This is a genomic window from Streptomyces sp. NPDC048644 (assembly GCF_043199105.1).
Classification (GTDB): Bacteria; Actinomycetota; Actinomycetes; order Streptomycetales; family Streptomycetaceae; genus Streptomyces.
Window position 1 is genome coordinate 1 of record NZ_JBICVO010000005.1, and the last position, 24,485, is coordinate 24,485.

Below are 24,485 nucleotides of genomic sequence, written 5' to 3' on the forward strand. Positions count from 1 at the left end.
CACCAACTTCTCCGGATGCTCAGCCACCTCCGGATCCAAGTTGTTCTGCAACATCCGCAACGCAGCCTCCTGCTGCCACCCCAAGGTGTTCAGCTTCGTTCCGCGCGGTGCTTGCACGGGTCGCGGTCCCGACATGGCTGGTGCCTCCCTGACGTCGAATGGATCGAGCTATTCACATAGTGGCTTCGCTGAATATGCCCAGTCAACAGGGTGCCGCGCCCGGCGCCCCCGAGGCACACCTACCGGCCACCCGGACATCGGCCACCCGCCACCACATACCGCGCCTGCCGCGCCGGCCACGCATCCGCCCGTACATTCACCCGGCCCCCATGGCGCTCCGGCCGGTGGCAGTGATGGAGTAGCGGCATGACTGGCCTCCAGACTGGTTCCATGACCGGCCCTGTTGCGACGGACCGGGACCGTGCCGTACAGGCAGCCGTGGCGCAGGGGCTCATCGGCCCCGCCCAGCCCGTCGCCGGGCTCCTGGATGTGGCGGGTATCCGCCGCTCGGCGGCCGAACTGCGGTCCGCCTTCGAGGAGTTCACCGCACCCGGCACACCCGTGCTGCACGCGTTCGCGGTGAAGGCCGCCTCGCTCGTGCCGGTGCTCCGGCTGCTCGCCGACGAGGGCCTTGGCTGTGAGGTGGCCAGCCCCGGCGAGCTGGCACTGGCCCGCGCGGCCGGGGTGCCGACCGCCCGCACGGTGCTGGACTCCCCCGCCAAGACCCCCGCGGAGCTGCGCGAAGCGCTCGCCCTCGGCATCGCGGTGAACGCCGACAACCCCGAGGAGCTGGCCCGTATCGACGGTCTGGTGGCCTCCGCGCCGACCGGCGCTCCCCTCGGCCTGCGCGTCAATCCGCAGGTCGGCGGCGGCAGCATCGGCGCGATGAGCACCGCGACCGAGACCTCCAAGTTCGGTGTGGGGCTACGGGACGCGGGGGCCCGCGACTGGGTCGTGCGGGCCTACCTGGACCGCCCGTGGCTGACCCGGCTGCACGCCCACGTCGGCTCGCAGGGCATGCCGTTGCCGCTGATGGCCGAGGGTGTGCGGTCCCTGTTCGACCTCGCCGAAGAGATCAACGCGAAGGCCGGGCGACCGCAGATCGACACCCTCGACATCGGCGGCGGGCTGCCGGTGAACTTCGCGTCGGACGTGGCCGCCCCGACGTACCGGGCGTACGCGGAACTGCTCAGCACGGCCGTGCCTGGCCTGTTCTCCGGGCGGTACGGGCTGGTCACCGAGTTCGGCAGGTCGCTGCTCGCCAAGCACGGCACGATCGTGGGCCGCGTCGAGTACGCGAAGTCGGCGGGCGGCCGGCCCATCGCGGTCACCCATGCCGGCGCCCAGGTGGCGACCCGTACGGTCTTCGTCCCGGATGCCTGGCCGATCCGGGTCGCGGCGTACGACGCGCGGGGGCTCCCGAAGACGGGCGAACCGGTCGCCCAGGACGTCGCGGGTCCTTGCTGCTTCGCGGGCGACCTGGTCGCCGAGAACCGCACGCTCCCGCCGCTGGAATCCGGCGACCACGCCGCCCTGCTGGACACCGGCGCCTACTACTTCTCCACCCACTTCGCCTACAACTCCCTGCCGCGCCCCGGGGTTTACGGCTATGTGGCGGACCCGTCGGGCGCCGTCCGCTTCACGACCGTGCGCACCCCGCAGACCCTCCAGGAACTGGCGGCGGAAAGCGGCGCGGCCCACGCCGACGGCATGCGCACGTTGAAGTGAGGTGACGTGACGAGGCGGGTCAGCGGGAGGTGAGGTGAGTCGGCGCCGTCGGCTACCCTCGCCCGCCCCTGCCTCCCGCACCGCCCCGGAGACGGGCACCCCCCGGCCCCGCGTCCCCGGCGGCCACCCCCGTCGTCAGGTAGCCGCTGACCTTCTTGCCCGCCGCGCCGCCGTGCGCCGCGGCCTCCGTGCGGACCCACAACAGCGCCTCGTGTTCCCGCTCCCAGCGGCCCAGCCACAGGGACTTGGCCCAGAGTCCGACGGCGCTGCCCGCCATCAGCAGTCCGCCCGCGGCGGGCAGCGCCCACGACGAGCCGACCGCGGCCAGGAAGGCGAGCAGCAGCCACCAGCGGTGGGCCCGGCGCCAGATCCGTACGGTGACCCCGCGGTCCTGGAGGATGACGGACCTGCCCGCCCGGGAGGCGCCGCCCGCCAGGGCCGTCAGGCGGCGGCGCCGCGTCAGGAACACGGCGCAGGCCGCGATCAGGGCGAGCGCCGCCCCCGCGAGCAGCCCGATGCGCCGTCCGGTCAGCCCCGGCAGCAGCGCCCCGATGCCCGCCGCCAGCAGTCCTGGCCACCACAGCAGGCCGGCCGGTGCCCGTACGATCACGGCCACCCTCGCCAGCGCATACGCGCGCCCCACGTCGGTCCTCCTCACGTCGAGCCCGCGACGTCACACCGGGCGTCGCGGCGCTACGTCACACCTGTACGGCGGCGGATCGTAGCCAGCCCGGATGAGGATTTCCTGAGACGGCCGGAGGACGGCCCGAAGGCGGGCCTCACTCCACGAACAGCCCCCTGGCCGCCGCCTTCGCGTCGAACTCCTCCAGGCGGGACTGGGCGTCGGGCAGCGCGTCGCACATCGCCTCCAGCAGGACGCGGCCCAGGAGCATGGGGGCGCAGACCGTGTCGAAGGCCAGGCCGGTGCCCACCGGGGCGGGCAGCAGGAGATCGGTGTGCCGGGCGACGGGTGCGAAGGCGCTGTCGGCGACGGTGACGACGGTCAGGCCCGCGGCGCGCGCGTACTCCAGGGCTTCGACGACCTCGCGCGGGTGGCGGGGCAGCGCGAAGCAGAGCAGGGTGCTCGCGCCGGCCCGTACGGCGGCGTCGATGCGGTCGGCGAGCAGGGTGCCGCCCTCGTCCAGGAGGCGGACGTCCGGGTGGACCTTGCGGGCGAAGTACACGAATCCGGCGGCCTGTGCGGTGGCCGCGCGCAGGCCGAGTACCGGCAGCGGCCTGGACGCGGCGAACAGCCGGCCCGCGCGGACGACCGGGGACGGGTCGGCGAGTGCGGCGGCGAGGTGGCGGAGGTTGTCGATCTCCGCCTGGACGGCCTGCTGGTATTCGTTGGCGGTGCCGTCGCCGCCCGGCGGTTCGGCGGGGGCGACCTCGCGCAGGTGGCGGCGGAGCGCGGGGTAGCCGTCGAAGCCCAGGGCGACGGCGAAGCGGGTGACGGACGGCTGGCTGACGCCGGCGAGTTCGGCGAGTTCGACGCTGGAGAGGAACGGCGCGTCGGCGGCCCTGCGCACCATGCAGTGCGCGATGCGCCGCTGGGTGGGGGTGAGCCGGTGCCCTTCGAAGAGTTTTTGCAGGCGGGCGGCGGTGCCGGCGGCGGCGTCCGGGAAGGCCGGTGCCTTCGCTTCGGGTCCGTGGTCCGTCCCGGCGGCCCGCTCCGCCGCGTCCGCGTCCGCCTCGGCCCTCGCCGCCTCGGCCCTCGCCGCGTCCGCGCGCCTGCGTGCCCGATCGGCGGGTGTGCCACCGGTCCCGGCCTGCGCCGTCGGCGTCCCCTGAACCGCTCCTGTCACGTCCGGCTCGCCGGCCGCCCGTGCCGCGCCCGTCGCCCCGGCCGCCGCGCCGCCGTTGTCCCCGCTCATCGCCTCTTCCTCCCGGCCCGGTCAAGGCCGTCTCGTGTACCGACCGACTGTACGGACCTCCTGGCCCGCAGCCGCCCTCTCCGCCCGTCGCGGGGCCCCGCGAGGCCGCGCCGCCCGCGCTACACCTCCGCCAGGCGGTCCAGCAGCCGCTCGGCCACCGCGACGTCGTCCGTCAGGGGACGGTCCGCCATCCTGGCGTCCAGCGCCTCGGCCGCCAGGGCGTAGCCGACGGCGACCGGGGTGCCCGGTTCCGGTTCCAGCGAGCGCATCCGCAACGCCCGTACGCAGGCGACGAGTTCGCAGGCCAGGACGTGCCGGAAGGAGACGCAGGCGCGCAGTGTCTGGCGAGCGCCGAGTGAGGCGAAGCCGGCCTGTTCCTCGACGCCGCGGGAGAGCACGGCGTGCCCGAGGGTGGCGGGCTGGGAGACGGCACGCAGCTCGCCGAGTGCCGCGCCGGCCGCGTACTCCAGGATCATCACGCCGGAGCTGGCGGGCGCCGCGTCGCCGAGGAACGGCCGCAGCCGGGTGAGGCCGGGTTCGGAGAGCGCGGCGAGCCGGGCGGCGGAGAGCTGCGCGGTCTGGAGTACGGCCAGCCGGAAACCGTCCAGGGCGAGCGCGGCGTGGGCGGCGTAGAAGTTGCCGTGGTGGTAGGCGGCCTGGTCGTCGACGCTGATCAGGGGGTTCTCCGCGGCGGCGTTGAGGTCGGCGGTCAGCACCTGTTCCAGGGTGTCGGCGGCGTCCAGCGCGGGGCCGTGGACCTGCGGGATGCAGCGGAATCCGTACGGGTCCTGGATGCGGCCCAGCGGCGGCGCGGGGCGGGCGGGGACGCCGGAGAGGGTGCGGATGCGGGCGGCGGCGGCCGATGAGCCGGCGTGCGGCGCGGCGAGCATGACGGGTTCGGCGAAGGGTTCGTACGAGCCGCCGACCGCGAGGAGGGAGAGCGCGGCGACCGCGAGTGACGCCGCGAGCAGGCCGCGCAGTTCGTCGAGTGCGAGCGATGACTGCCCGAGGGTGAGGGCGTTGCTGCTGATCAGGGCGAGTGCGTCGTTGCTGTCGAGGGCGACGGGCGCGGGGGCGTGAGCGCCGGACGGGCATTGCCAGGGGTGCTCGCCCGCCAGCGCCAGGCCGGTCTGGGCGAGGGCGGCGAGGTCGCCGGTGCCGACCGCGCCGAGTTCGTTGACGACCGGGTGGGCGCCGGTGTCCAGGGCGGCGATGAGTGCGGTGACGACGGCGGGGTTGAGTCCTGCGCCGCCCGCGAGGAGCTGGTTGGCGCGGACCGCGAGCATGGCGCGGACCTCGCGGGCGGGCAGCGGGTCGCCGATGGCTCCGGCGTGGCTGCGCAGCAGCCGGAGTCCGTGTGCGGCGTCGGCGTACTGGACGACCTCGGTGCGGTTGGCGCCGACGCCGGTGCTGCGCCCGTAGACCCGGCCGGTGGCGGCGAGGCGGCGCGCGGTGTGCCAGGACTCCTCGGCGCGGTGCAGGGCGTCGGGGTCGGGGGGTCCTGGGCGTGCGGTGCGGGTGGCGAGGGCGGCGACGTCGGCGGGGCGCAGGCCGCGGCCGTCGAGGGTGATGCGGGGCGTGCCGGGCCTGCGGTCCTGCGGCGCACGGCCGCGAGTTCGGCCGGTACCTGCACCCCGGCCGGGGTCCGCCGCGGGGGAAGGCATCGCGCTCAACTCCCTTCTGGCGCGCCCTTGGTGGCCGGAATCCCGGCACCGCGTCGCGTACGGCGGGCCGGAGCACCGGGCGTTCCGCACCGGCCCACCGACTCCCATTCACTCACCTATGACTCTGCATGAGCATATGCAGACCGGCAAGGAACAGCGATCAATCCCCGCCATCGCGGCCGTGCCGTAGCCACGGCGGCTCAGGCAGGGCCACGTCCCAGCGCCGAGCCCCGCTCCGACAGCCGCGGCGCGCACAGGATGCGCTTGCGACGGACCCGGCGGCCCTCGATGGCCGCGACGGCGAGCCGCGCGGCCTCCTTGGCGATCTGGGCCAGGCCCCAGTCGAGGGTGGTGAGGGGCGGGGTCAGGATCCGCGAGACGGGGTGGTCGTCGAAGCCGACGACGGAGAGGTCACGGCCGACCGCGAGGGACGCCTCGGCAGCCGCCGCGTAGACGCCGTAGGCGATGGAGTCGGAGAAGCAGAAGACGGCGGTGGGCGCGGCGTACCGGGCGCCCCCGCCGCCTGTGCCGTCCAGCACCCGCCGGGCGACCTCGGTCGCCTCCCCCAACTCCTGTGCGCAGGGCAGCACTTCGACCGTGAGGTGCAGCCGGTCGGCGGCCTCGCGGACGTAGACGTCGGCGGGCCGGTCGGGGGTGGAGGGCCCGGTGGGGGTCAGGACCGTGATGCGGCGGTGGCCCAGGGCCCTGAGGTGGTCGAGGACCGTGTCGATGCCGGCGCGGTTGTCGAAGAGCACCTCGCCCGCCGTACGGGCGCGGCGCAGCGAGTCGCCGATGGAGACGACGGGCACCGCGTCGGCAATCGCCGCCCAGCCCTCGGCCGAGGGGTCGACCGGCGACACCAGGAGGCCGTCCACGCGCTGGTCGCGCAGCTGCTTGGCCAGCGCGAGTTCGCGTGCCGGGTCGCCGCCCGCGTCGAGGATCAGCGCATAGCGGTCACCGGCCAGCAGCTCGCGGCCTATCGCCGCCATCAGCTGCTGCTGCCAGAGGTCCTGGAGGTCGCCGGAGAGCACGCCGACCATGCTCGTCCGGCCGCCCGCGAGGGCGCGGGCGATCGGGTCGGCCTCGTAACCGAGGTCGGCGGCGGCCTTGCGCACCCGCTGCTCGGTCTCCTTGGAGACGTGCTTGCCGCGCAGCGCGTAGGAGACGGCCGCGGTGGAGAGTCCGGTGGCCTCGGCCACCTCGCGGAGGGTGGTGCGCTTGTTGGGCCTGGCCATGCCGTGAGCCTACCCAAGGCGGGCGGGCGGCCCGTCGGCCACCGGCCCGCGGGCGGCGGGCCCGGCCGTCCGCCGCGCCCGCTCCGGCCCCCGCACCGGCCCGGCCGACCCTTGACACCACCTCACGTTAAGCGATTCACTTAATCGCATCAGTGAAGCGGTTAAGTTCCGTGGCCCAACGGGCGGTCCGCCCCCTTCGCGCCGCCCACGACCGACACCGGGACACCGCCCGTCACCGAGGGAGACGCGTGCCCGCCGACGTCCACCAGCACTTCTGGCCGGCCGAGTTCACCGCCCTGCTGCGCGCCCGCAGCGCACCGCCGCGGCTGGACGGCTGGACGCTGCACCTGCCGGGCGAGGCCCCGTACGCCGTCGACCCGGCCGACCACGACACCGGCGCCAGGCAGCGCCTCGCCCGCGCCGACGGGCTCGACCTGGCGCTGGTCTCGCTCTCCAGCCCGCTGGGCATCGAGTACCTGCCGCCCGGCGAGGCCGGCCCGCTGCTGGCCGCGTTCCACGACGGCGCGCTCGCCCTGCCCGCGCCGTTCGGCGTCTGGGCCTCGCCCTGCCTGTCCGTCCCCCGGCCGGATCCCGGGCCCGTGCGGCGCCTGCTGGCCCGCGGCTGCGCCGGGCTGCAACTCCCGGCCACCGCCCTGCTCGACGCCGCCGGATGGCAGCGCTGCGCCCCGCTCATCGACGCCGCAGCGGAGCTGGAGCGGCCGCTGTTCATCCACCCCGGTGCGGCACAGGCCACGGGCGCGGCGCCGCCCTGGTGGCCCGCCCTGGTCCCGTACGTCCAGCAGCTGCACGCCTCCTGGTTCGCGTTCCGCGCCTTCGGCAGGCCGCGCCATCCGCGGCTGCGGGTCTGCTTCGCCGCGCTGGCCGGCCTCGCCCCGCTGCACGGCGAGCGGCTGGCCGCACGCGGCGGCGGCCGGGACCGCGGCCGGGTCGACACCGACGCGTTCTACGAGACCTCGTCGTACGGGACGCGCGCGGTGGACGCGCTGGTGCGGGCCGTCGGTATCGATGTCGTCGTCAGCGGCAGCGACCGCCCGTACGCCACGCCCACCGACCCCGGTCTCGGTGCCGAGGCCGCCCGGCACGCCCTGCGCACCGTCAACCCGGCCCGCCTGCTGGGGCCGGCGAAAGGAGCCCGCCCATGAACCGTCCCGTCCCCGGCCAGGCCGTCCGCACCCCCGAGCCGTTCGCCGCGCTGCCCGAACGCGCCCTCGGCACGCGCGAGTTGCGGGATCTGGTCGACACACTCGCCGCCCGCCCCGGCCTCTGGCGCGCCCACGTCGCGTTCTCCGACACCGAGCGGCACTACGCCTCGCTGTACCGCGACGAGTACGTCGACATCTGGCTGCTGTGCTGGACCCGGCGCAGCGACACCGGATGGCACGACCACGACCTCTCGTCCGGCGCGGTCCGCGTCGTCCAGGGCGTACTGACCGAGACCAATCCGCGGATCGGCGGGGAGCACCTGACGACGACGGTCGGCGCGGGCGCCTCGTTCTGCTTCGGGCCCGACCACATCCACCGGCTCTCCGGCGCCACCGACGACGCCGTCTCGGTGCACGCCTACTCGCCGCCACTGTGGCGCCTGGGCCAGTACGACATCACCGATGACGGGCTGATGCGCCGGCGCTCGGTGTCGTACGCGGATGAGCTGCGACCGGTCGACACCCCGCCGTCGCCCGTCTGACCTGCGTGGACGCGGGGGCACGGGGGCACCGTCCACGTCCCGGCCGACAGAAATCACGCTCCGCCTATTGACCTTCCATTCACACTGCGTTGATCCTGCATGGATCCATACAGTGAGGCGGCGCAACATGGCAGGCGTGGTGGAACGACGCTCGATCGATGTCGTCCCGGACGGCGAACGGCACGGCAACGCCTTCAGCCAGTTCACCCTCTGGCTCGGCGCCAACCTCCAGATCACCGCCGTCGTGACCGGAGCACTGGCCGTCGTCTTCGGGGCGACGGCCTTCTGGGCGCTGGCCGGGCTGCTGCTGGGCAACCTCGCCGGCGGGGCGGTGATGGCGCTGCACTCCGCACAGGGCCCCCGGCTCGGCCTGCCGCAGATGATCACCTCGCGGGCACAGTTCGGCGTCCGCGGCGCCGTCGTCCCGCTCGCGCTGGTCATCGTGATGTACATCGGCTTCTTCGCCAGCGGCAGCGTGCTGGCCGGGCAGGCGGTCGGCGAGCTGACCCACCTGGGCGCGACACCCGGCATCATCATCTTCGCCGCCGTCACCGCCTTCGCCGCGGCGGTCGGCTACCGCCTCATCCACGCTCTCGGCCGGATCGCCGGTCTGGTCTGCGCGGTGGCCTTCGTCTACCTCGGCATCCGTCTCGTCGGCCGCGCCGACATCGGCGCGCTCCTCCACGACCGCGGCTTCGGCCTGCCCGTCTTCCTGCTCGCCGTCTCCCTGGCGGCGTCCTGGCAGCTGGCGTTCGGCCCGTACGTCGCGGACTACTCGCGCTACCTGCCGCGCCACACCTCGGCGCGTGCCACGTTCTGGTGGACGCTCTCCGGCTCGGTGCTCGGCGCCCAGTGGTCGATGACCTTCGGCGCGCTGGCCGCAGCGGCGGCACCCGGGGCGTTCGTCGGCCACGAAGTGAGCTACATCGTCGGCCTCGGCGGCACGGGCCTGATCGCCTCGGTGCTCTACTTCGTCATCGCCTTCGGCAAGCTCACCATCAACATCCTCAACACCTACGGCGGCTTCATGTCGCTGGTGACCAGCGTCAGCGGCTTCCGCGGGCAGCGCACCCTGTCGCCGCGCGCCCGGTCCGCCTACATCTTCGGGATCATGGTGGCCGGCACCGCCGTGGCCCTGCTGGGCAAGGACTCCTTCCTCACCTCCTTCAAGGACTTCCTGCTCTTCCTGCTGACCTTCTTCACCCCGTGGTCGGCGATCAACCTGGCCGACTACTACCTGATCTCCAAGGAGCGCTACGACATCCCGGCGCTCAGCGACCCGGCCGGCCGCTACGGTTCCTGGAACGTCAAGGCACTCGCCGCCTACCTCATCGGCGTCCTGGCCCAACTGCCGTTCCTGGCCACCGCGTTCTACACCGGACCGCTGGTCGCCCCGCTCGGCGGCGCCGACATCTCCTGGCTCGTCGGCCTGGTCGTGCCCGGCGTCCTCTACTGGGCCGTCACCCACCGCGACACCGCACGGCTGCCGGACGGGCCCGCCGACGGCACCCCGGATGCGACCGCACCGGAGGCACGGGCCACCCCGGCGGGCTGACCAGCGCCGGTACCGAAAAGAGGGGGGCTGGCCCTACCGCGCGGGCCCACCGCCGTCCGTAATCTCGGCTCCATGGCGACCCACGACCCCGAACTGGCCGACGAACTCGACGCGACCCTCAGGGCCCGCAAGGACCTGGGCCCCGAGTACGAGACGGAACTGACCGACGCGTTCCTGGAGAAGCTGGAGCGGACCGTCGACCAGCGCGTACGCCGGGGTCTCGCGCAGGCGCAGCTCCAGGTGGCCCGCTCAGGACGTCCGTACGGCGGCTCCGGCGGCGGCGTGCCCTTCGGCGACGGCACGTTCGCCGCGCGCTTCGGCTTCGCCACGGTCTCCCTGGTGCTGGCCGTCCCGCTGTCCGCAATCGCCGCGGTCAACACCGGTCTGCTCGGACTGCTGGCGTGCTGGGCCGGCATCGTCGGCGTCAACGCCGTGCACGCCAAGGGCTTCGCCGCCCTGCTGCGCCGCGCCCGCCACGACGGCGCCGCGTAGCGCGGCCGGACCCCGCGCCGGGGAAGAAGAAGGCGCGGGGACCGCCTCACCCCGGCCGGAGCCGGGGGCGGGACGACGGCGGTCCCCGCGGGGGACGTGTCCGGGCCAGGGCCGGACGGGACGTCCTGACGATGGCGGAGGCCCGGGAGCCGCTCCGGAGTTCCGTATCGCCGTGGTCAGTAATCTGCCCGACCCGTGTTAAGCCCGTGCTGCGGGCACATGACGCATGCGTACCGCTCGCGCGGGGCCCGCGTTCACCTCGCCCGCGTCCGCGCCCGCAGGACGCTACTTGCCGGCCTCCCGCGCCAGGTACGCCAGCAGGTCCTGCCGGCTCACCACGCCCTTCGGCTTGCCCTCGACGAGGACGATGGCCGCGTCGGCGCCTTCCAGGACCGCCATCAGGTCGGCGACCGGCTCACCCGAGCCGACCTGCGGGAGCGGCGCGCACATGTGCTTCTCCAGCGGGTCGGCCAGGGAGGCCCGCTGGGCGAACAGGGCGTCGAGGAGTTCGCGTTCGACGACCGAGCCGACGACCTCGGCCGCCATCACGTCCGGGTGCCCGGCGCCCGGCTTGACGATCGGCATCTGCGAGACGCCGTACTCGCGCAGCACCTCGATCGCCTCGCCGACGGTCTCCTCGGGGTGCATGTGCACGAGCGAGGGCAGTGCACCCTCCTTGTGCGCCAGCACCTCACCGACCCGGGCCGCGGCGCCGCTTTCCTCCAGGAAGCCGTAGTCCGCCATCCACTCGTCGTTGAAGATCTTGGAGAGGTAGCCGCGACCGCTGTCCGGCAGCAGCACCACGACGACGTCGTCGGGACCGAGCCGGGAGGCGACCTCCAGGCCGGCCACGACCGCCATCCCGCAGGAGCCGCCGACCAGCAGGCCCTCCTCCTTGGCGAGGCGCCGGGTCATCTGGAAGGCGTCCTTGTCCGACACCGCGACGATCTCGTCGGCGACGGTGCGGTCGTAGGCGGTCGGCCAGAAGTCCTCGCCGACCCCCTCGATCAGGTACGGGCGCCCGGAGCCGCCGCTGTAGACGGAGCCCTCCGGGTCGGCGCCGACGACCTGCACCCGGCCCTCGCTTGCGTCCTTCAAATAGCGGCCGGTGCCGCTGATGGTGCCGCCGGTGCCGACACCCGCGACGAAGTGCGTGACCCGGCCCCCGGTCTGCTCCCACAGCTCGGGCCCGGTCGTCTCGTAGTGCGAGCGCGGGTTGTTCGGGTTGCTGTACTGGTCCGGCTTCCAGGCACCCGGCGTCTCGCGCACCAGCCGGTCCGAGACGTTGTAGTACGAGTCCGGGTGCTCGGGGTCCACCGCGGTCGGGCAGACCACCACCTCGGCGCCGTACGCCCGCAGCACGTTGATCTTGTCCGTCGAGACCTTGTCAGGGCAGACGAAAATGCACTTGTAACCCTTCTGCTGGGCCACGATCGCCAGCCCCACGCCGGTGTTGCCCGACGTCGGCTCGACGATGGTGCCGCCCGGCTGCAACTCGCCCGATTCCTCGGCGGCCTCGATCATCCGCACCGCGATCCGGTCCTTGACCGATCCGCCCGGGTTGAAGTACTCGACCTTCACCAGGACGGTTGCCTGGATCCCTCGGGTGACGTTGTTGAGCCGCACGAGCGGGGTGTTGCCGACTAGCTCAATCATCGATTCGTAAAACTGCACGGTGGTCTCCGCGGTCGGGGGCACGCTGTCCTGCGCCCGTCCTGCCAGCCTATTGCCCGTCCCCCGCGTTGCGTTCGGCGCGCTACGGGGCAACAACTTGTTGTACGAGTTCCCGCCGTTTCACGAAGCGCGCCGGCCGTCCCCTGACACGACGCGCCACGCACTGCACGGGGAGGTGCCCGGCCTATGCCGACGACGTTGTCCAGGGCGAGAGTGGCCCGGCGGATCGCCACCGCCGCCGCGCTCGGCGGCAGTGGGATCGGGCTGCTCGGGGTGGCCGCCGCCGGGCTGCTGCTGACCGAGGTCAGGCTGGCCCGCCGTACCGTCGGCGGCTCCAAGGACACCCCGCCGGGCGCCGACGGCCGCTACGGCGCCGCCTTCGGCCACCGCACCGACCGGGCGCCGCTGCGGCTCGGCTTCATCGGCGACTCCACCGCCGCGGGACAGGGCGTGCGCCGCGCCCGCGAGACACCGGGCGCGCTGCTGGCCTCCGGCCTCGCCGCGCTGTCCGAGCGGCCGGTGGACTTCCGCAACGTCGCGCTGCCCGGCGCCCAGTCCGACGACCTGGAACGCCAGGTGGGCCTGCTGCTCGGGGATGGCACCGAGGCACCCGACGTCTGCGTCATCATGATCGGCGCCAATGACGTCACCCACCGGATGCCGATGGCCCGCTCGGTCCGCCATCTGTCGGACGCGGTGCGCAGGCTGCGCGCTGCGGGCTGCGAGGTGGTCGTCGGCACCTGCCCCGACATGGGGACCATCGAGCCGGTCTACCAGCCGCTGCGCTGGGTGGCCAGGCGGCTGTCCCGGCAGCTCGCGGCGGCGCAGACGATCGGGGTGGTCGAGAGCGGCGGCCGTACGGTCTCGCTGGGCGACCTGCTGGGCCCCGAGTTCGAGGCGCGTCCGCGGGAGCTGTTCGGGCCCGACAACTACCACCCGTCGGCGGAGGGCTACGCCACCGCCGCGATGGCCGTGCTGCCCACGCTGTGCGCCTCGCTCGGCCTGTGGCCGGAGAGCGAGCGCCCGGAGGAGGCCAGGCGCGAGGGCATCCTGCCCGTCGAGCAGGCCGCCGCCCAGGCCGCGTCCGAGGGCGGTACGGAGGTCGCCGCCACCCGTGCGCCGTGGGCACTGCTCAAGCACCGCAGGCGGCGCCGGCTGCCGTCGACCGAGGAGACGGACCAGCCGCCGGTCGCCCCGTGACCCGTGCGGGCCCCACCCCTGCATAAGCGCTCGCTTAGAAAAGAGTCCCGCATCACAGCACGCACCCCGTGACCTCTGCGGTACGTACCGGTAACTTCCCTCACAGTCTCTGCCGGACGCCGCGACGGGGCCGCCGCGCCTCCGGTACGCCCAGCACCCGCTCGACCGCACCCTCTCGACCCCATGGAGCCGTGATGCCCGAAGCCGTGATCGTCTCAGCCACCCGCTCTCCGATCGGCCGCGCCTTCAAGGGGTCGCTCAAGGAGCTGCGGCCCGACGACCTGACCGCGCACATCGTCCAGGCCGCGCTGGCCAAGGTGCCCGAGCTGGATCCGGCCGACATCGACGACCTGATGCTCGGCTGCGGCCTGCCCGGCGGCGAGCAGGGCCACAACCTCGGCCGGATCGTGGCCGTCCAGATGGGGATGGACCACCTGCCGGGCTGCACCGTCACCCGCTACTGCTCCTCCTCCCTCCAGACGACCCGCATGGCGCTGCACGCCATCAAGGCGGGCGAGGGCGACGTCTTCATCTCGGCGGGTGTCGAGACCGTCTCCCGTTCCGTCAACGGCAGCTCCGACGGCATGCCTGGCACCCACAACCCGCTCTTCGCCGACGCCGAGTCCCGCACCGCGTCCCGCGCGGAGCAGGAGGGCGCCGGCTGGCACGACCCGCGCGAGGACGGCCTGGTCCCCGACGCGTACATCGCCATGGGCCAGACCGCGGAGAACCTCGCCCGCCTCAAGGGCGTCACCCGCCAGGACATGGACGAGTTCGGCGTCCGCTCCCAGAACCTCGCCGAGCAGGCCATCAAGAACGGCTTCTGGGAGCGGGAGATCACGCCCGTCACGCTCCCCGACGGCACGGTCGTCGCCAAGGACGACGGCCCGCGCGCCGGCGTCACCGTCGAGGGCGTCGCCGGCCTCAAGCCGGTGTTCCGCCCTGACGGCCTGGTGACCGCGGGCAACTGCTGCCCGCTGAACGACGGCGCCGCGGCCCTGGTCGTCATGTCCGACACCAAGGCGCGCGAGCTGGGTCTGACCCCGCTGGCCCGGATCGTCTCCACCGGCGTCTCCGGACTGTCCCCCGAGATCATGGGCTACGGCCCGGTCGATGCCAGCAAGCAGGCGCTCCGGCGCGCCGGCCTCGGCGTCTCCGACATCGACCTGGTCGAGATCAACGAGGCGTTCGCCGCCCAGGTGATCCCCTCCTACCGCGATCTGGGCATCGACCTGGACCGGCTGAACGTCAACGGCGGCGCCATCGCCGTCGGCCACCCCTTCGGCATGACGGGCGCCCGCATCACCACCACCCTCATCAACTCCCTTCAGTGGCACGACAAGCAGTTCGGCCTGGAGACGATGTGCGTGGGCGGCGGCCAGGGGATGGCGATGGTCATCGAGCGGCTGAGCTGAGCCGCAGCGGAGGGTAGGGGTCGCCCGACGGAGGAGGGCGGCACCTGCCCGCAGCGGAGGCGAAGCGCAGCGCGACCACGGGCACGAGCGGCTGAGCTGAGCCGCAGCGGAGGGTAGGGGTCGCCCGACGGAGGAGGGCGGCACCTGCCCGCAGCGGAGGCGAAGCTCAGCGCGACCACAGGCACGAGCGGCTGAGCTGGGCTGGTAGCGGCCGAGGGTGCGCCGGGGCGGGTCAACTCCCGTTCTCCGCGCACCCTTCGGCGTCGCGCGGGTACGTACAGCGATTCCTGGTGACATGGGTCACCCGGTGACAAGATCGCGACCCAATCACCGCCAGGATTGTGACCAACGCCCCGGGTAAATCTGGTTCTTGCAGGTCAGCGAGGGGTCACCCGTCCGCATGAGGCCCTAAGCCCCCTCCATTTCGGGACATAGCGCACTGGGAACGGTCGCCGACGACCGGCAGGCTGATGTAGAAGTCGAGGGACATTCTGCTATCAGGAGTACGCCAGTGAGCGAGCGCAGCAAGGAGGTCCCCGCGGCCGTCGGCCGGGGGCTGACCATCGACAGGCACGCGACCCGCGCATACGGGGCCGCCGAGCGAAGCGGGGAGGACGCATGAGCGTCACCACCGTCGCCCTGCTCCTGGCCGCGGGAGTCGCCGTGGCGCTGGGGGCCGCGGCGCTGCACACCGTCCGCGCGCTGCGCCGGCAGCTCACCGAGCTGCGCGCCGAGCTGACCGCCACCCGGAGCGCCGCCACCGAAGGACTGATCCCGGCCGCCCGGCCGGCCCCGGCGGCACAGACGCCGCTGGCCGACATACGGGCGGCGGTCGCCGAAGCGCTCGCCGACGAGCGGGAGCGCGAACTGGCCGAGGCCCGCGCGTTCTGGGCCGCGCAGGAGGCCAGGGACGCCGCCGACACCCCGTCGCTGCTGGGCGGCCTGACCGGCATCGGCGACGAGGGCCCGCTGGACGCGCGGACCGAGCAGCGTGAGTTCGCCGACCGGCTCGACCTGGACCACTTCGACAACCAGCCGTTCCTGCCCCGCCAGGCGGACCTGGCGGGCCTGGAGCCGTTCGCCTCGCTGGAGCCGTTCACCTCGCTGGAGCCCATCGACGCCCTGGAGTCCCTGGACGCCACGGAGTGGGAGCCGGCCGACGAGGGCGAGTCCGCCGAGCTGGCCGCCGCCCGCCGCCGGCACCCCTCGCATCCGGACTTCTCCCCCGTCCCGGTGGTCGGCGATCACGAGCGCACCGTCGCACGCCTCGAAGAGCTGGCCGATCACAGCGTCCCGCTCGCCGATGTGCGGCCGGGGCCGCTGGGCACCCTGGACGTCTACGTCTTCACCGACGGCACCACGCTGTGCCTGACACCGGGGCACCGCGAGACGTCGGAGAGCGTGGCGGACGCCCTGCGCGACGGCCACACCCCGGTCCTGCTGGGCGGCTCCGGCATCTCGGGCGCCTACGCGCTCACCTTCGCCTGGGGCGAGGGCAGGCAACGACGCGTCTACATCCTGGCCGACCGCGTCATCGCCTCGCTCTGACACGGTCCGGCCACTTCCGGCGCTACCAGCGCCCCGCCGTCTCCCGCACCTTCCGTACGGCCTCCGCCAGTTCACCGGCGGGGGCCGCGCTCGTGTTCCGCAGCGCCTCGGCCAGGTCGTGCCCGGCCACCGCGAGCTGGTCGCCGACCGCGAACATCCCGGCGTCCGGCAGCGCGTACGGCTCCCGCTGCGGGGTCTCGATGCGCTGCGCGCGGTCGGCCAACTCCCGTGCGAGGGCGAGCGCTTCGGCCGCGGCACCGCGGCCGAGCGTGCTCTGCGGCAGCGACCTGAGGCGGTCGGCGAAGGCGTCCACGGCATTCTGCAAAGGCGTTACGTCAAGCACGGCTTGAGCCTATGCGCCACCCACAGGTGGTTGCCAACACCCGAACCCTCAGGCACGGTGTGCTGAAGACCAGCATCGAACGCGTCCGGAGGCGCCGATGTCTCAGATGTTCTCCGAAGAAACCCACCGGAATCTGCTCTCCCGCATCCCGCACTGCACCGGCCGGGAAATCTCCGAATGGCTGCGCACCGTCGATGAAGGCCCCGCACTCTTCCGCTTCGACGAAAGAGTCAGCTGGCTGCGCGGTGAGCACCAGCTCGCGTACGGGCACGCCAAGGCGATCGTCCACGAGCACGACCTCAGGCGCGCCGCCCGCAAGCGCTGAGCCCACGCCGGGAGCAGAACGCCGAAGGCCCCGCGGGCAGTTGCCCGCGGGGCCTTCCGTGCGCTGCGGCTCCCCGTCACCGGGGGCGCGGTCCGCCGGATCAGTCCCGGAGGATCGAGATCAGGCGCAGCATCTCCATGTAGATCCACACCAGGGTGAGGGTCAGGCCGAACGCCGCCAGCCAGGACTCCTCACGCGGGGCGCCGTAGGCGACGCCGTCCTCGACCTGCTTGAAGTCCAGCGCCAGGAACAGCGCGCCGAGCACCACACCCACCAGGCCGAACAGGATGCCCATGCCGCCGCTGCGGAAGCCGAGGCCGTCCCCGCCGCCGAACACCATGAACAGGCAGTTGACCAGCGACAGGAGCACGAAGCCCATGGCCGCGATCATCACGAAGCGGGTGAAGCGGGCGGTGACCCGGACGATCCGCGTCTTGTAGGCGACGAGCATGGTGACGAACACCGCCATGGTGCCCAGCACCGCCTGCATCGGCGCGCCGTTCATCTTCGGCAGGTCGTTGATGAACCCGCTGAGAGCGCCGAGGAACAGGCCCTCCAGCGCCGCGTACGACAGGATCAGCGCGGGCGACGGCTTGCGCTTGAACGACTGGACGAAGCCCAGCACCATCGCGACCAGGCCGGCGCCGATGGCGAAGCCGAGCTGCTCGGTCAGGAAGAGCCAGCCGACGGTGGCGCCCGCGATGACCGTGCCGAGCGTCATGGCGGTGCGCGCGACGACGTCGTCCATCGTCATCGGGCGGGTCTGCGGCGTGTACTGCGGCGGCGCCTGGGTGGCGGCCTGCGGCGCGCCCTGGGCGTACGGGTTGTTCGTGCCCTGGGCGTACGGGTTGGTTCCTGCGTACGGATCGGCTGCGGGGGCCCCGGCCTGCGGCGGCGCGTTGAAGCCCGCGTAGCCGGTGTCGCGGCTGAACCCCCGTCGCGAGAAGACCGGGTTGCTGCTCCTCATCTCACTCCTCCATGGCCGCCCTGCGCGGCCTTCCCCTCAGGGTAATGGCCTGGCAAAGACACTCAGCTACTTCTTGGGCAGGATCTTCCCCTGATTTCCAGGGGCGTATCTACGCCACGAGGAGTACGTACGGGAGCCCGCAAAGGTGCCCGGGGCCGGGGCCGCGGTGCGCCGCCCCCGGGCGGAGGCGGCGCGGAGCGGGGTGGACGCGCCTCAGCGTGCGAGGTGTCCGCCGCGCCCGGCGAGCGCTCCCGTCAGACCCATCGGCACCGACAGGACCACCAGAGCGATCAGCCCCGCGGTCCATGCGCCGGTCAGGTCGCGGGCGGCGCCGAACGCGGTGGGGCCGACGGCCGCCAGCAGGTAGCCCACGCACTGGGACATCGCCGACAGCAGCCCCGCCTCGTGTGTGGTGCGGGCGCACATCGACATGTAGGTGATGCCCAGGGAGAGCACGGCTCCCAGGCCGAGACCCAGCACCGCGGCCCACAGCACCGCCGCTCCGGTCGGCGCCGCGATCAGGCCGATGAAGGCGGCGACGCACAGGACGGTGCCCCATATCGCCAGGTAGCTCTGCTGTGAGGAGCGCTGCGCCCACACCGGCACCAGGACCGACGTGACCACGGCGGAGCCCATGCAGACCGCCAGCAGCACCCCGGCGCCGCCTTCGGTGTAGCCGTGGTCGATGTAGAACGACGGCAGCCAGGTGGTCGCGGTGTAGTACAGCAGCGACTGGAACGCGTAGAACAGGGCGACCGCCCAGGCCAGCTTGGAGCGCCAGATCGAACCGCCCTCGTGCACCTGAACCGGCGGCTGCTCCCGTCCGCGCCGCAGCCGTGGCACCCACACCACCAGCGCCGCCAGTGCCAGGACGCCCCAGACGGCGAGGCCGCCTGCCCAGGACAGCGGCAGCGCGTCCCGCAGCGGGACGGTGGTGGCCGCCGCGACCGCGCCGCCGCCGACCAGCATGGTGGTGTGCAGCCCCGACATCAGCCCGACCCGGTCGGGGAAGTCCCGCTTGATCAGCGCGGTGATGACGACGTTCGCGACGGCCACCGCGGTGCCGACCAGGAACGATCCGGCGAACAGGGGGAACAGTTCCGGGACGAGGCGCACCGCGGTGCCGGCCAGCAGCACCGCGAGCACCGCGACCAGGGTGCGTTCCATGCCCCAGCGGCGGGACAGCCGGGGCGCGAGCGGCGCGAAGATGCCGAAGCAGATCAGCGGCAGCGTCGACAGCACGCCGGCGCCGCCGTTGGACAGGCCGGTGACGTGCCGGATCTCGTCCAGCAGCGGGGAGACCGCCACGATGGCGGGCCGCATGTTGATCCCGACCAGCAGCACCGCCAGCGCGTACCAGATCAGGTGGCGCCCGCTGCGGGGCGTGCCGGGGGCGGGCTCGGCGGTCAGGTCGGCCGCTGCCCGGGGCGGCGTGGCGGGGGCTTCCGGTTCAGGGGGTGGGGTCACGAGCGGTCCTTCCGGGGTGCGGGGGTGCGCACCGCCGGGCCGTCCCTCCGATCGACGCCGGGGAGGCGGGGTGACCGGAGGGACGGCCCGGCGGGCGAGCGGGGTGCTGTCGTCAGGCGGCGGCGGTGAACGGCACGGGTTCCCCGTCGCCGGGGGCGACGGCGTGCACGCCTCTGGCCTTGGCGGCCCGCAGGAAACGCCCCCGTACGTCGTCCTGCTCGGCGTAGTACGGCGGGTTGTCGAACAGCTCGTAGTGGATCGCGCAGGCGGTCTTCGCCCCGAGTACGACCGCGGCTTCGACGGCCTGTTCCGGGGTGAGCGTGGCGGGCTGGTTGGTGGGGGTGAAGCCCTCGCGCTGGGTCAGCACCCCGGCGATCGGCAGGAACGCGACGTCGAAGGGGCCGTGGTCCTTCGCGATCTGCCACCACCGGCCGTGCCAGATGGTGTCGCCGAAGTGGATGACGCGCAGGCCGTCGGTCTCGACGATCCAGGCGACCTGGTCGTCGCCGCGCCAGTCGTGGGAGGCCACCGGGATGGTGGTGAACCGCCCGATCTGCCGCCGCTCGCCCATGTCCTGCGGGGTGGCGGTCACCCCCATCCGGTCCAGGGTGCCGACGATCGGGGTGTGGCAGCCCACGGTGCCGCCGTCGTCGGCGGCGATGCCGGCGAGCAGTTCCCGGTCGCAGTGGTCGGGGTGGATGTGGGTGATGACGGCGTGGGTGCGCACCCCGGGGGGAGCCTCGATGTCGGGCAGGGGCCGCTTCGGCAGTCCCTGGAAGCCCGCGAGGTCCGCGGTGTTCTTGAGGGGGTCGATGACCACCCGCCGGTCTCCGGCGGCCACTTCGACGCCGGCCCAGGCGAGCCGCCGGAGTGTGATGGTCTCGGCTGCACTCATGGTCTGCTCCTCGCGACGCTGTTCGTGATGATTGCTTGCCGTGGACGGACGGTCGGACCACGCGCCGAGAGCGGCACGGCCCCGGGGGCCGTGCCGCTGCACAGGCGGTGCTTACGCGAGTTCGGCGCGGAGCAGCCAGTTGCGCGCCACGCCCTTCACGTCGCGCGGCTGGACGGCGTACGGCCAGCGGGTTTCACCGGCGCCCTGCTCGCCCGGCTCCTTGAGCTCCCGGACGGTCCAGCCGGTGCCCGCCATGAACTCCTCGGGCTCGTCGGTGCCGAAGAGCCACGGAATTCCGTCTTCCTTGAGTGCGGAAAGGAAGATCTGGGTGGCCGGGCCGCGCAGCAGCGACTTGCTCAGGATGTCCACCGTGACCCAGCTTCCGGGGGCGGAATTGGCCGCGAAGGTCCGCATCAGCGTCGCGGACTGCTCCTCGGTCAGGAAGAACAGCAGGGCCTCGGGCACCCACAGCGTCGGCAGCGACGGGTCGAATCCCGCCGCCCGCAGCGTGGGCGACCAGTCCCCCGCCAGGTCCGCACCGACGCGCCGCAGGTTGACCGTCGGCGTCGGCGATCCGAGCTGGGCGAGACGCTTTTCCTTCTCGTCTATCAGGGCCTGGTGGTCGACCTCGTAGACGCGGACGTCATCCGGGAGCTTCAGACGGTAGGCACGGGTGTCCATGCCCGCCGCGATCAGCACCACCTGCCGGATGCCCTTCCCGACGAGGTCGTTGATGGTGTCGTCGAAATAGCGGGTACGGACGGCCACGAACTCGACCAGACCGCCGCCGCCGTACTTGTCGAGCAGCTCGAACCCGCGCGGCTCGGCGAGCGGCTTGGCCAGCGGGTCCTGGAAAAGCGCGTCACTCCGTTCGCTTTCCAGCGCGCGGGCGGCTGCGGTCCACTGCGACGTATAGGACACAGTCTCCATGACTGGCTCCGTTTCTCGAGGTGGTCTCTGGTCAGGAGTTCTTGGGCCGGCAACGGAACCGGGCGTTGAGGATCAGCGTGAGAACCTCGGCTCCGTCCGCGTTCAGAAGGCGTCCGCGGTTGCGGATGATGCGGAAGTCGGGCGCGGAGAGCGACGGCAGGGACGCGACGATCTCGCAGGTGCCGGTCAGTACGTCGCCCGGCCGGACGGGGTGCAGGAAGCGGAGTTCGTCCACTCCGGGCGAGCCCTCGACCGTGCCCTCGGCCGCCGCGTCGGGCAGCAGGGTCGTCACGTACAGGCGCATCCAGATCGCCGCTGTGTTCCAGCCACTGGCAATCAGGCCACCGAAGGACGAGGCGCGCCCGGCTTCCTCGTCCAGGTGGTACGGCTGCGGGTCGTAGGTCCGGCCGAAGGTGACGATTTCCTCGGCCGTGACCTTGTGCGACCCGAGATCGTGCCGGGCGCCTTTCTCGTAGTCCTCTGCATAGAGCAGACGACCCATCAGAAGAACTTCCTCTGGATGGCCTCCAGCGTCCGGAAGTCGGCCAGGTCGATTTCCTCGCGGTCGATTTCCACGCCACTGGCCTCCTCGATCGTCAGCACGAACTCGACGAAGGAGAGCGAGTCGACGAAACGGGCGGCGATGAGGTCTTCGTCCGGGGCGATGGAGTCGCGCTCGGGGTGCTTGGCCAGAAGCCAGTTCCGCACTGCATCAACGTTGGACGAGGTGGTGCTCGGCATGGAACGTCTCCTTATCCGTGGGATATCCCGTCGCGCCTGCGGCGACGGCGACGGCGAACTGGTCTTCGTGGGAAATGCTGACGTCGATGGCTTCGATGCCGGCTTCGGCGGCCCAGGTGCTCGCCGGCTCGCTGAGCCGGACGGTGGGCCATTTCCCTGTGGTCCGCAGAACTTCGATGGACTGCCAGGGAAGTGTGTGGTCGGCGACGTGGAAGAGCTTGAACACCGCTTCCTTGGCCGCGATGCGGCCGGCGACGCCGTGCAGGTCCCACCCGGTGGTGAAGCGGCTCAGCTCCACTTCCTCCGAGGTGAGCATCAGGTGCAGGGGGCTGCGCTCGCCCGCTTCGGCCATGGCCTGCACCCGGGCGAGAGGGACGAGGTCCACACCGACCCGGATCACGAGGCGGCGTCGACCGCGGCGCGGGCGCGCTTGAGATCTCCGTCGAACAGGTCGCTCAGGACCGCGAGCCACCGTTCGAGGCCGAAGGCGACGCAGCCCGTGTAGGCGTGCTCGCCGGTCCCTTCGACGGTGATGTGGCACCGTTCGCCGAAGAAATTGCGGTGGGTGTTGACGGAAGCGATGGCCAGCCCGTCGGCCTGGAATTCGTGTTTGACCGGACTGAGCCGCTGGAGGAGCGCGCGGCCACTGTCGCGTTCGAAGAACGGGTCGGTGGCCACCTCCTTGACCAGCCCGATGCCGAGGTCCTTCGCGAACCTTTCGATCCGGTCGGTGAAGCGGGCGTTGATCTCCTGGGTGTGCTCCAGCGATCCGATCGCCACGATTTCTCTCATCTGGAAGCTGAGCAGCCGCCGCAGCCCTTCGTACTTGTCCTCGTTGCGGAAGCAGCGGTTGATGAGAGTGAGGGTGGTGTCGGGAGCCACCGCCCGGTTCTCGGCGTAGAGATAGGCGCCGTAGCAGGTGGAGTGCGGCAGCCCGAGGAACGGGGGGTCGACATCGCCGGGTGCGAAGGCGCCGTCCACCGGCTTCGGCGGGGTACCTGTCACGTCCAGCGGACCGCCGACGAATTGCAGGTGCGGGAAGTTCTCGTAGACGTCGAACTTCTCCAGGTCGCGGAGCGGATAGACGGGCGGCGGAATGATTTCCCGCGCGCCGGCCTCGTCGGCCCAGCGGGTGATGGTGCGGTCCAGCTCGCGCAGCAGGTCGCTCTGGTCCGGGTCGAGGATGGTGAGCGCGTCGCCCTGAGCCGTCGAGATCGGCGCGGTCACGCGGCACCCCGATCCGCGACCGTCAGGTCCCGGTCCTGCAGAATCCCGGTCTTGGTGAGGAAGTTCAAGGGCTTGCGGAACACCTCCTGCTGGAACTTCGCGCTGCGCGGCGAGGCCAGCAGGCGCCGTCGTACGGCGAACGGCTCGGGAATTCCGGCGTCCTTGTAGACCTGCGGGTTGAACAGCGACTGGAAGCTGTAGTTCAGGTAGCGCTTGATGTATTCCTGGATCTCGCGAAGCTGTTCTTCCGACGCCTTCGACTTCAGGTCGTCGAAGAGCAGGGAGACCAGTTCACGGCCGAAGGCGATGTGCCGGGACTCGTCCTGGTGGTGAATCCGGTTGACCGCGCGAATCGTGTCGTGCAGTTTCTCGTCGGTCGCCATCGTGCTGTTGAAGTGGTCGACCAGCTCCTCGAAGAGGAGAATGCGCACGAACACCAGGAAGCTGGCGGCTTCCGGCCATGCGTCCCCGTCCCCCGCCGGCTCCATCTGCCGGTAGATCTTCTTGCCGTAGCGCAGGCAGAACTCGGCGAAGAACCACATGTGCTCGTTCTCTTCACCGATGAAGTGGTGGAAGAACTCCGACGGAATTTCGAAGCCCCGGGTGTGAATGCGCCGGGTCACCTCGACAATGAGCTCACGGATTCCGTCCACATTGAGGCTGTAGAAGTTGATGCTCTCGCACTTGGACAGGCGGTGGAGCTGCTCCTGGTCCAATTCGGCGGCAACGTCGGTCCCGTACGTGGTGGTGAGCTGAGGACTCATCCACCACCGGTTCTCCGGCAGGGAATCCGGCCAGTCGAACATCCGGTAGGGGTTGTAGTAGTCCTCGACCGACTTGCGATTCAGACGCTCCAGGATCCCCTGGAATCGATCGTCCTTACTGATCAACTCTCCGATCATCTTACCTCCTGCGCTCGGGGAATTACCCTTGGGACGACAGTCTGGAAGGACGGATCAGACTCTGGAATGAAAGGAAGCACTGCCTGCTGTGGTGATTCACCTGGCCGCAGAAATTACCCATGCGGAAGCCGGCACACCGTGCACTCGGCGGCGAGCTACCCGCTCGATACGCCCGTCATTGAAGTCCCCCGTCCGATGACTTTGCAGCGGAATGCCCGGCGGCACTCGGCCCATGCTTGCGACAGCGACAGTTCCATGGGGTGTCTCGAACAGTCCAATAAATCCGCTCTATAGCTCCATAGACGATCGCCAAGAGGGCAGGTCGAACGACTTTTCGCCGCGCAAAATATGACGTGTGTCACATCACGCGGCGGTATGCCGGGGGCACGAAGTTGGCCGACATGCGGCGGCGAGTGCGCCGCGGGGCGCTCAAGGTGTGGGTATCGGCACCGGGCCCGGACCCTGCACCGGAGCCGGACGCCGAACCATCGGGAAAGTGGAGCCATCCCCTCCAACTCACCCCGGAGGGTAAGGAGTTGACTGGACTGAGTCCTTGACTGGACTCTGTCTAATACAGCTAGACTCCTGACCATCTGTG

Annotated in this window: 25 protein-coding genes; 9 read left to right on the forward strand and 16 right to left on the reverse strand. The window is 72.0% G+C overall.

The genetic code is table 11. The annotated features are described in order from the left end of the window. Positions 1-135: hypothetical protein (locus tag ACGFNI_RS12385; RefSeq protein WP_393683847.1), on the reverse strand; the 135-nt coding region annotated here is incomplete at its 3' end. A 255-nt stretch (positions 136-390) separates the two neighbouring features. On the opposite strand from ACGFNI_RS12385, the gene ACGFNI_RS12390 reads away from it, so the two are divergent. Continuing rightward, on the forward strand, positions 391-1,728 hold the full coding sequence (locus tag ACGFNI_RS12390) for a diaminopimelate decarboxylase (protein ID WP_393683069.1): 1,338 nt from the start codon (positions 391-393) through the stop codon (positions 1,726-1,728). 52 nt (positions 1,729-1,780) lie between these two features. On the opposite strand, the gene ACGFNI_RS12395 is transcribed toward ACGFNI_RS12390, so the two are convergent. The 4 genes from ACGFNI_RS12395 to ACGFNI_RS12410 form a co-directional block, all read right to left on the reverse strand. Further along, on the reverse strand, positions 1,781-2,371 hold the full coding sequence (locus ACGFNI_RS12395; protein ID WP_393683071.1) for a hypothetical protein: 591 nt from the start codon (positions 2,369-2,371) through the stop codon (positions 1,781-1,783). Between the two features lie 136 nt (positions 2,372-2,507). Further along, positions 2,508-3,602: a MurR/RpiR family transcriptional regulator gene (locus ACGFNI_RS12400; RefSeq protein ID WP_393683073.1), complete on the reverse strand. Its 1,095-nt coding sequence runs from the start codon at positions 3,600-3,602 to the stop codon at positions 2,508-2,510. 119 nt (positions 3,603-3,721) lie between these two features. Next, positions 3,722-5,266: an aromatic amino acid ammonia-lyase gene (locus ACGFNI_RS12405; RefSeq protein ID WP_393683075.1), complete on the reverse strand. Its 1,545-nt coding sequence runs from the start codon at positions 5,264-5,266 to the stop codon at positions 3,722-3,724. A gap of 200 nt (positions 5,267-5,466) precedes the next feature. After that, complete coding sequence (locus ACGFNI_RS12410; RefSeq protein ID WP_393683077.1) at positions 5,467-6,501, reverse strand: LacI family DNA-binding transcriptional regulator; 1,035 nt, start codon at positions 6,499-6,501, stop codon at positions 5,467-5,469. A 248-nt stretch (positions 6,502-6,749) separates the two neighbouring features. Between ACGFNI_RS12410 and ACGFNI_RS12415 the strand changes: the two genes are divergently transcribed. From ACGFNI_RS12415 to ACGFNI_RS12430, 4 genes are all read left to right on the forward strand, one after another. After that, positions 6,750-7,664 carry an amidohydrolase gene (locus ACGFNI_RS12415; RefSeq protein WP_393683079.1) on the forward strand — a complete coding sequence of 305 codons (915 nt, stop codon included), beginning with the start codon at positions 6,750-6,752 and terminating at the stop codon, positions 7,662-7,664. Next, entirely contained in the window at positions 7,661-8,206 is a 546-nt protein-coding gene (locus ACGFNI_RS12420; protein ID WP_393683081.1) for a cysteine dioxygenase, read from the forward strand. The genes ACGFNI_RS12415 and ACGFNI_RS12420 overlap by 4 nt, the downstream gene beginning before the upstream one ends. Before the next feature lie 127 nt (positions 8,207-8,333). Further along, complete coding sequence (locus ACGFNI_RS12425) at positions 8,334-9,761, forward strand: purine-cytosine permease family protein (RefSeq protein ID WP_393683082.1); 1,428 nt, start codon at positions 8,334-8,336, stop codon at positions 9,759-9,761. A 72-nt stretch (positions 9,762-9,833) separates the two neighbouring features. After that, positions 9,834-10,253 carry a hypothetical protein gene (locus tag ACGFNI_RS12430; RefSeq protein WP_393683083.1) on the forward strand — a complete coding sequence of 140 codons (420 nt, stop codon included), beginning with the start codon at positions 9,834-9,836 and terminating at the stop codon, positions 10,251-10,253. Positions 10,254-10,538: 285 nt separating this feature from the next. On the opposite strand, the gene ACGFNI_RS12435 is transcribed toward ACGFNI_RS12430, so the two are convergent. Then, complete coding sequence (locus ACGFNI_RS12435; RefSeq protein WP_393683084.1) at positions 10,539-11,927, reverse strand: cystathionine beta-synthase; 1,389 nt, start codon at positions 11,925-11,927, stop codon at positions 10,539-10,541. 186 nt (positions 11,928-12,113) lie between these two features. On the opposite strand from ACGFNI_RS12435, the gene ACGFNI_RS12440 reads away from it, so the two are divergent. From ACGFNI_RS12440 to ACGFNI_RS12450, 3 genes are all read left to right on the forward strand, one after another. Beyond that, positions 12,114-13,127 carry an SGNH/GDSL hydrolase family protein gene (locus ACGFNI_RS12440; RefSeq protein WP_393683086.1) on the forward strand — a complete coding sequence of 338 codons (1,014 nt, stop codon included), beginning with the start codon at positions 12,114-12,116 and terminating at the stop codon, positions 13,125-13,127. 194 nt (positions 13,128-13,321) lie between these two features. Next, on the forward strand, positions 13,322-14,542 hold the full coding sequence (locus ACGFNI_RS12445; RefSeq protein ID WP_393683088.1) for an acetyl-CoA C-acetyltransferase: 1,221 nt from the start codon (positions 13,322-13,324) through the stop codon (positions 14,540-14,542). Between the two features lie 618 nt (positions 14,543-15,160). Next, positions 15,161-16,090 carry a hypothetical protein gene (locus ACGFNI_RS12450; RefSeq protein WP_393683090.1) on the forward strand — a complete coding sequence of 310 codons (930 nt, stop codon included), beginning with the start codon at positions 15,161-15,163 and terminating at the stop codon, positions 16,088-16,090. Positions 16,091-16,112: 22 nt separating this feature from the next. Here ACGFNI_RS12450 and ACGFNI_RS12455 read toward each other — a convergent pair whose 3' ends face one another. Continuing rightward, positions 16,113-16,433, reverse strand: coding sequence for a hypothetical protein (locus ACGFNI_RS12455; protein ID WP_393683092.1), 321 nt, complete (start codon positions 16,431-16,433; stop codon positions 16,113-16,115). Positions 16,434-16,530: 97 nt separating this feature from the next. Here ACGFNI_RS12455 and ACGFNI_RS12460 point away from each other — a divergent pair, with 97 nt between their 5' ends. Beyond that, positions 16,531-16,758 carry a DUF4287 domain-containing protein gene (locus ACGFNI_RS12460; RefSeq protein WP_393683094.1) on the forward strand — a complete coding sequence of 76 codons (228 nt, stop codon included), beginning with the start codon at positions 16,531-16,533 and terminating at the stop codon, positions 16,756-16,758. Positions 16,759-16,858: 100 nt separating this feature from the next. Here the strand turns inward: ACGFNI_RS12460 and ACGFNI_RS12465 are convergent, their stop codons facing one another. The 9 genes from ACGFNI_RS12465 to ACGFNI_RS12505 all read right to left on the reverse strand — a co-directional run bounded on the left by ACGFNI_RS12465 (position 16,859) and on the right by ACGFNI_RS12505 (position 23,887). Further along, positions 16,859-17,725, reverse strand: coding sequence for a Bax inhibitor-1/YccA family protein (locus ACGFNI_RS12465; RefSeq protein ID WP_393683096.1), 867 nt, complete (start codon positions 17,723-17,725; stop codon positions 16,859-16,861). 213 nt (positions 17,726-17,938) lie between these two features. Next, positions 17,939-19,192 (reverse strand): CynX/NimT family MFS transporter, encoded by a 1,254-nt coding sequence (locus ACGFNI_RS12470; RefSeq protein WP_393683098.1) that lies wholly within the window; start codon positions 19,190-19,192, stop codon positions 17,939-17,941. Between the two features lie 112 nt (positions 19,193-19,304). Then, positions 19,305-20,087, reverse strand: a complete 783-nt coding sequence (locus ACGFNI_RS12475; RefSeq protein WP_393683100.1) for an MBL fold metallo-hydrolase — start codon at positions 20,085-20,087, stop codon at positions 19,305-19,307. Positions 20,088-20,198: 111 nt separating this feature from the next. Then, positions 20,199-21,017, reverse strand: a complete 819-nt coding sequence (locus ACGFNI_RS12480; protein ID WP_393683102.1) for an SAM-dependent methyltransferase — start codon at positions 21,015-21,017, stop codon at positions 20,199-20,201. 31 nt (positions 21,018-21,048) lie between these two features. Next, on the reverse strand, positions 21,049-21,519 hold the full coding sequence (locus ACGFNI_RS12485; protein ID WP_393683103.1) for a MaoC family dehydratase: 471 nt from the start codon (positions 21,517-21,519) through the stop codon (positions 21,049-21,051). Next, positions 21,519-21,758 carry an acyl carrier protein gene (locus ACGFNI_RS12490; protein WP_393683105.1) on the reverse strand — a complete coding sequence of 80 codons (240 nt, stop codon included), beginning with the start codon at positions 21,756-21,758 and terminating at the stop codon, positions 21,519-21,521. The genes ACGFNI_RS12485 and ACGFNI_RS12490 overlap by 1 nt, the downstream gene beginning before the upstream one ends. Then, entirely contained in the window at positions 21,730-22,143 is a 414-nt protein-coding gene (locus ACGFNI_RS12495; RefSeq protein ID WP_393683107.1) for a holo-ACP synthase, read from the reverse strand. The genes ACGFNI_RS12490 and ACGFNI_RS12495 overlap by 29 nt, the downstream gene beginning before the upstream one ends. Before the next feature lie 11 nt (positions 22,144-22,154). After that, the gene (locus ACGFNI_RS12500) at positions 22,155-22,985 is read right to left on the reverse strand and encodes a hypothetical protein (RefSeq protein ID WP_393683108.1); all 831 of its coding nucleotides are present in this window, start codon (positions 22,983-22,985) and stop codon (positions 22,155-22,157) included. Then, on the reverse strand, positions 22,982-23,887 hold the full coding sequence (locus ACGFNI_RS12505; RefSeq protein WP_393683109.1) for a diiron oxygenase: 906 nt from the start codon (positions 23,885-23,887) through the stop codon (positions 22,982-22,984). Before ACGFNI_RS12505 ends, ACGFNI_RS12500 begins: the two co-directional genes overlap by 4 nt. Positions 23,888-24,485 lie beyond the last annotated feature (598 nt).

What these genes read in the sequence shown, in the direction of transcription:
- ACGFNI_RS12430 (WP_393683083.1), top strand. Translation starts at nt 9,834, where the DNA reads ATGGCGACCCACGACCCCGAACTGGCCGACGAACTCGACGCGACCCTC.
- ACGFNI_RS12405 (WP_393683075.1), bottom strand. Translation starts at nt 5,266, where the DNA reads ATGCCTTCCCCCGCGGCGGACCCCGGCCGGGGTGCAGGTACCGGCCGA.
- ACGFNI_RS12425 (WP_393683082.1), top strand. Translation starts at nt 8,334, where the DNA reads ATGGCAGGCGTGGTGGAACGACGCTCGATCGATGTCGTCCCGGACGGC.
- ACGFNI_RS12485 (WP_393683103.1), bottom strand. Translation starts at nt 21,519, where the DNA reads ATGGGTCGTCTGCTCTATGCAGAGGACTACGAGAAAGGCGCCCGGCAC.
- ACGFNI_RS12505 (WP_393683109.1), bottom strand. Translation starts at nt 23,887, where the DNA reads ATGATCGGAGAGTTGATCAGTAAGGACGATCGATTCCAGGGGATCCTG.
- ACGFNI_RS12480 (WP_393683102.1), bottom strand. Translation starts at nt 21,017, where the DNA reads ATGGAGACTGTGTCCTATACGTCGCAGTGGACCGCAGCCGCCCGCGCG.
- ACGFNI_RS12475 (WP_393683100.1), bottom strand. Translation starts at nt 20,087, where the DNA reads ATGAGTGCAGCCGAGACCATCACACTCCGGCGGCTCGCCTGGGCCGGC.
- ACGFNI_RS12440 (WP_393683086.1), top strand. Translation starts at nt 12,114, where the DNA reads ATGCCGACGACGTTGTCCAGGGCGAGAGTGGCCCGGCGGATCGCCACC.
- ACGFNI_RS12390 (WP_393683069.1), top strand. Translation starts at nt 391, where the DNA reads ATGACCGGCCCTGTTGCGACGGACCGGGACCGTGCCGTACAGGCAGCC.
- ACGFNI_RS12490 (WP_393683105.1), bottom strand. Translation starts at nt 21,758, where the DNA reads ATGCCGAGCACCACCTCGTCCAACGTTGATGCAGTGCGGAACTGGCTT.
- ACGFNI_RS12460 (WP_393683094.1), top strand. Translation starts at nt 16,531, where the DNA reads ATGTCTCAGATGTTCTCCGAAGAAACCCACCGGAATCTGCTCTCCCGC.
- ACGFNI_RS12465 (WP_393683096.1), bottom strand. Translation starts at nt 17,725, where the DNA reads ATGAGGAGCAGCAACCCGGTCTTCTCGCGACGGGGGTTCAGCCGCGAC.
- ACGFNI_RS12400 (WP_393683073.1), bottom strand. Translation starts at nt 3,602, where the DNA reads ATGAGCGGGGACAACGGCGGCGCGGCGGCCGGGGCGACGGGCGCGGCA.
- ACGFNI_RS12450 (WP_393683090.1), top strand. Translation starts at nt 15,161, where the DNA reads ATGAGCGTCACCACCGTCGCCCTGCTCCTGGCCGCGGGAGTCGCCGTG.
- ACGFNI_RS12445 (WP_393683088.1), top strand. Translation starts at nt 13,322, where the DNA reads ATGCCCGAAGCCGTGATCGTCTCAGCCACCCGCTCTCCGATCGGCCGC.
- ACGFNI_RS12410 (WP_393683077.1), bottom strand. Translation starts at nt 6,501, where the DNA reads ATGGCCAGGCCCAACAAGCGCACCACCCTCCGCGAGGTGGCCGAGGCC.
- ACGFNI_RS12420 (WP_393683081.1), top strand. Translation starts at nt 7,661, where the DNA reads ATGAACCGTCCCGTCCCCGGCCAGGCCGTCCGCACCCCCGAGCCGTTC.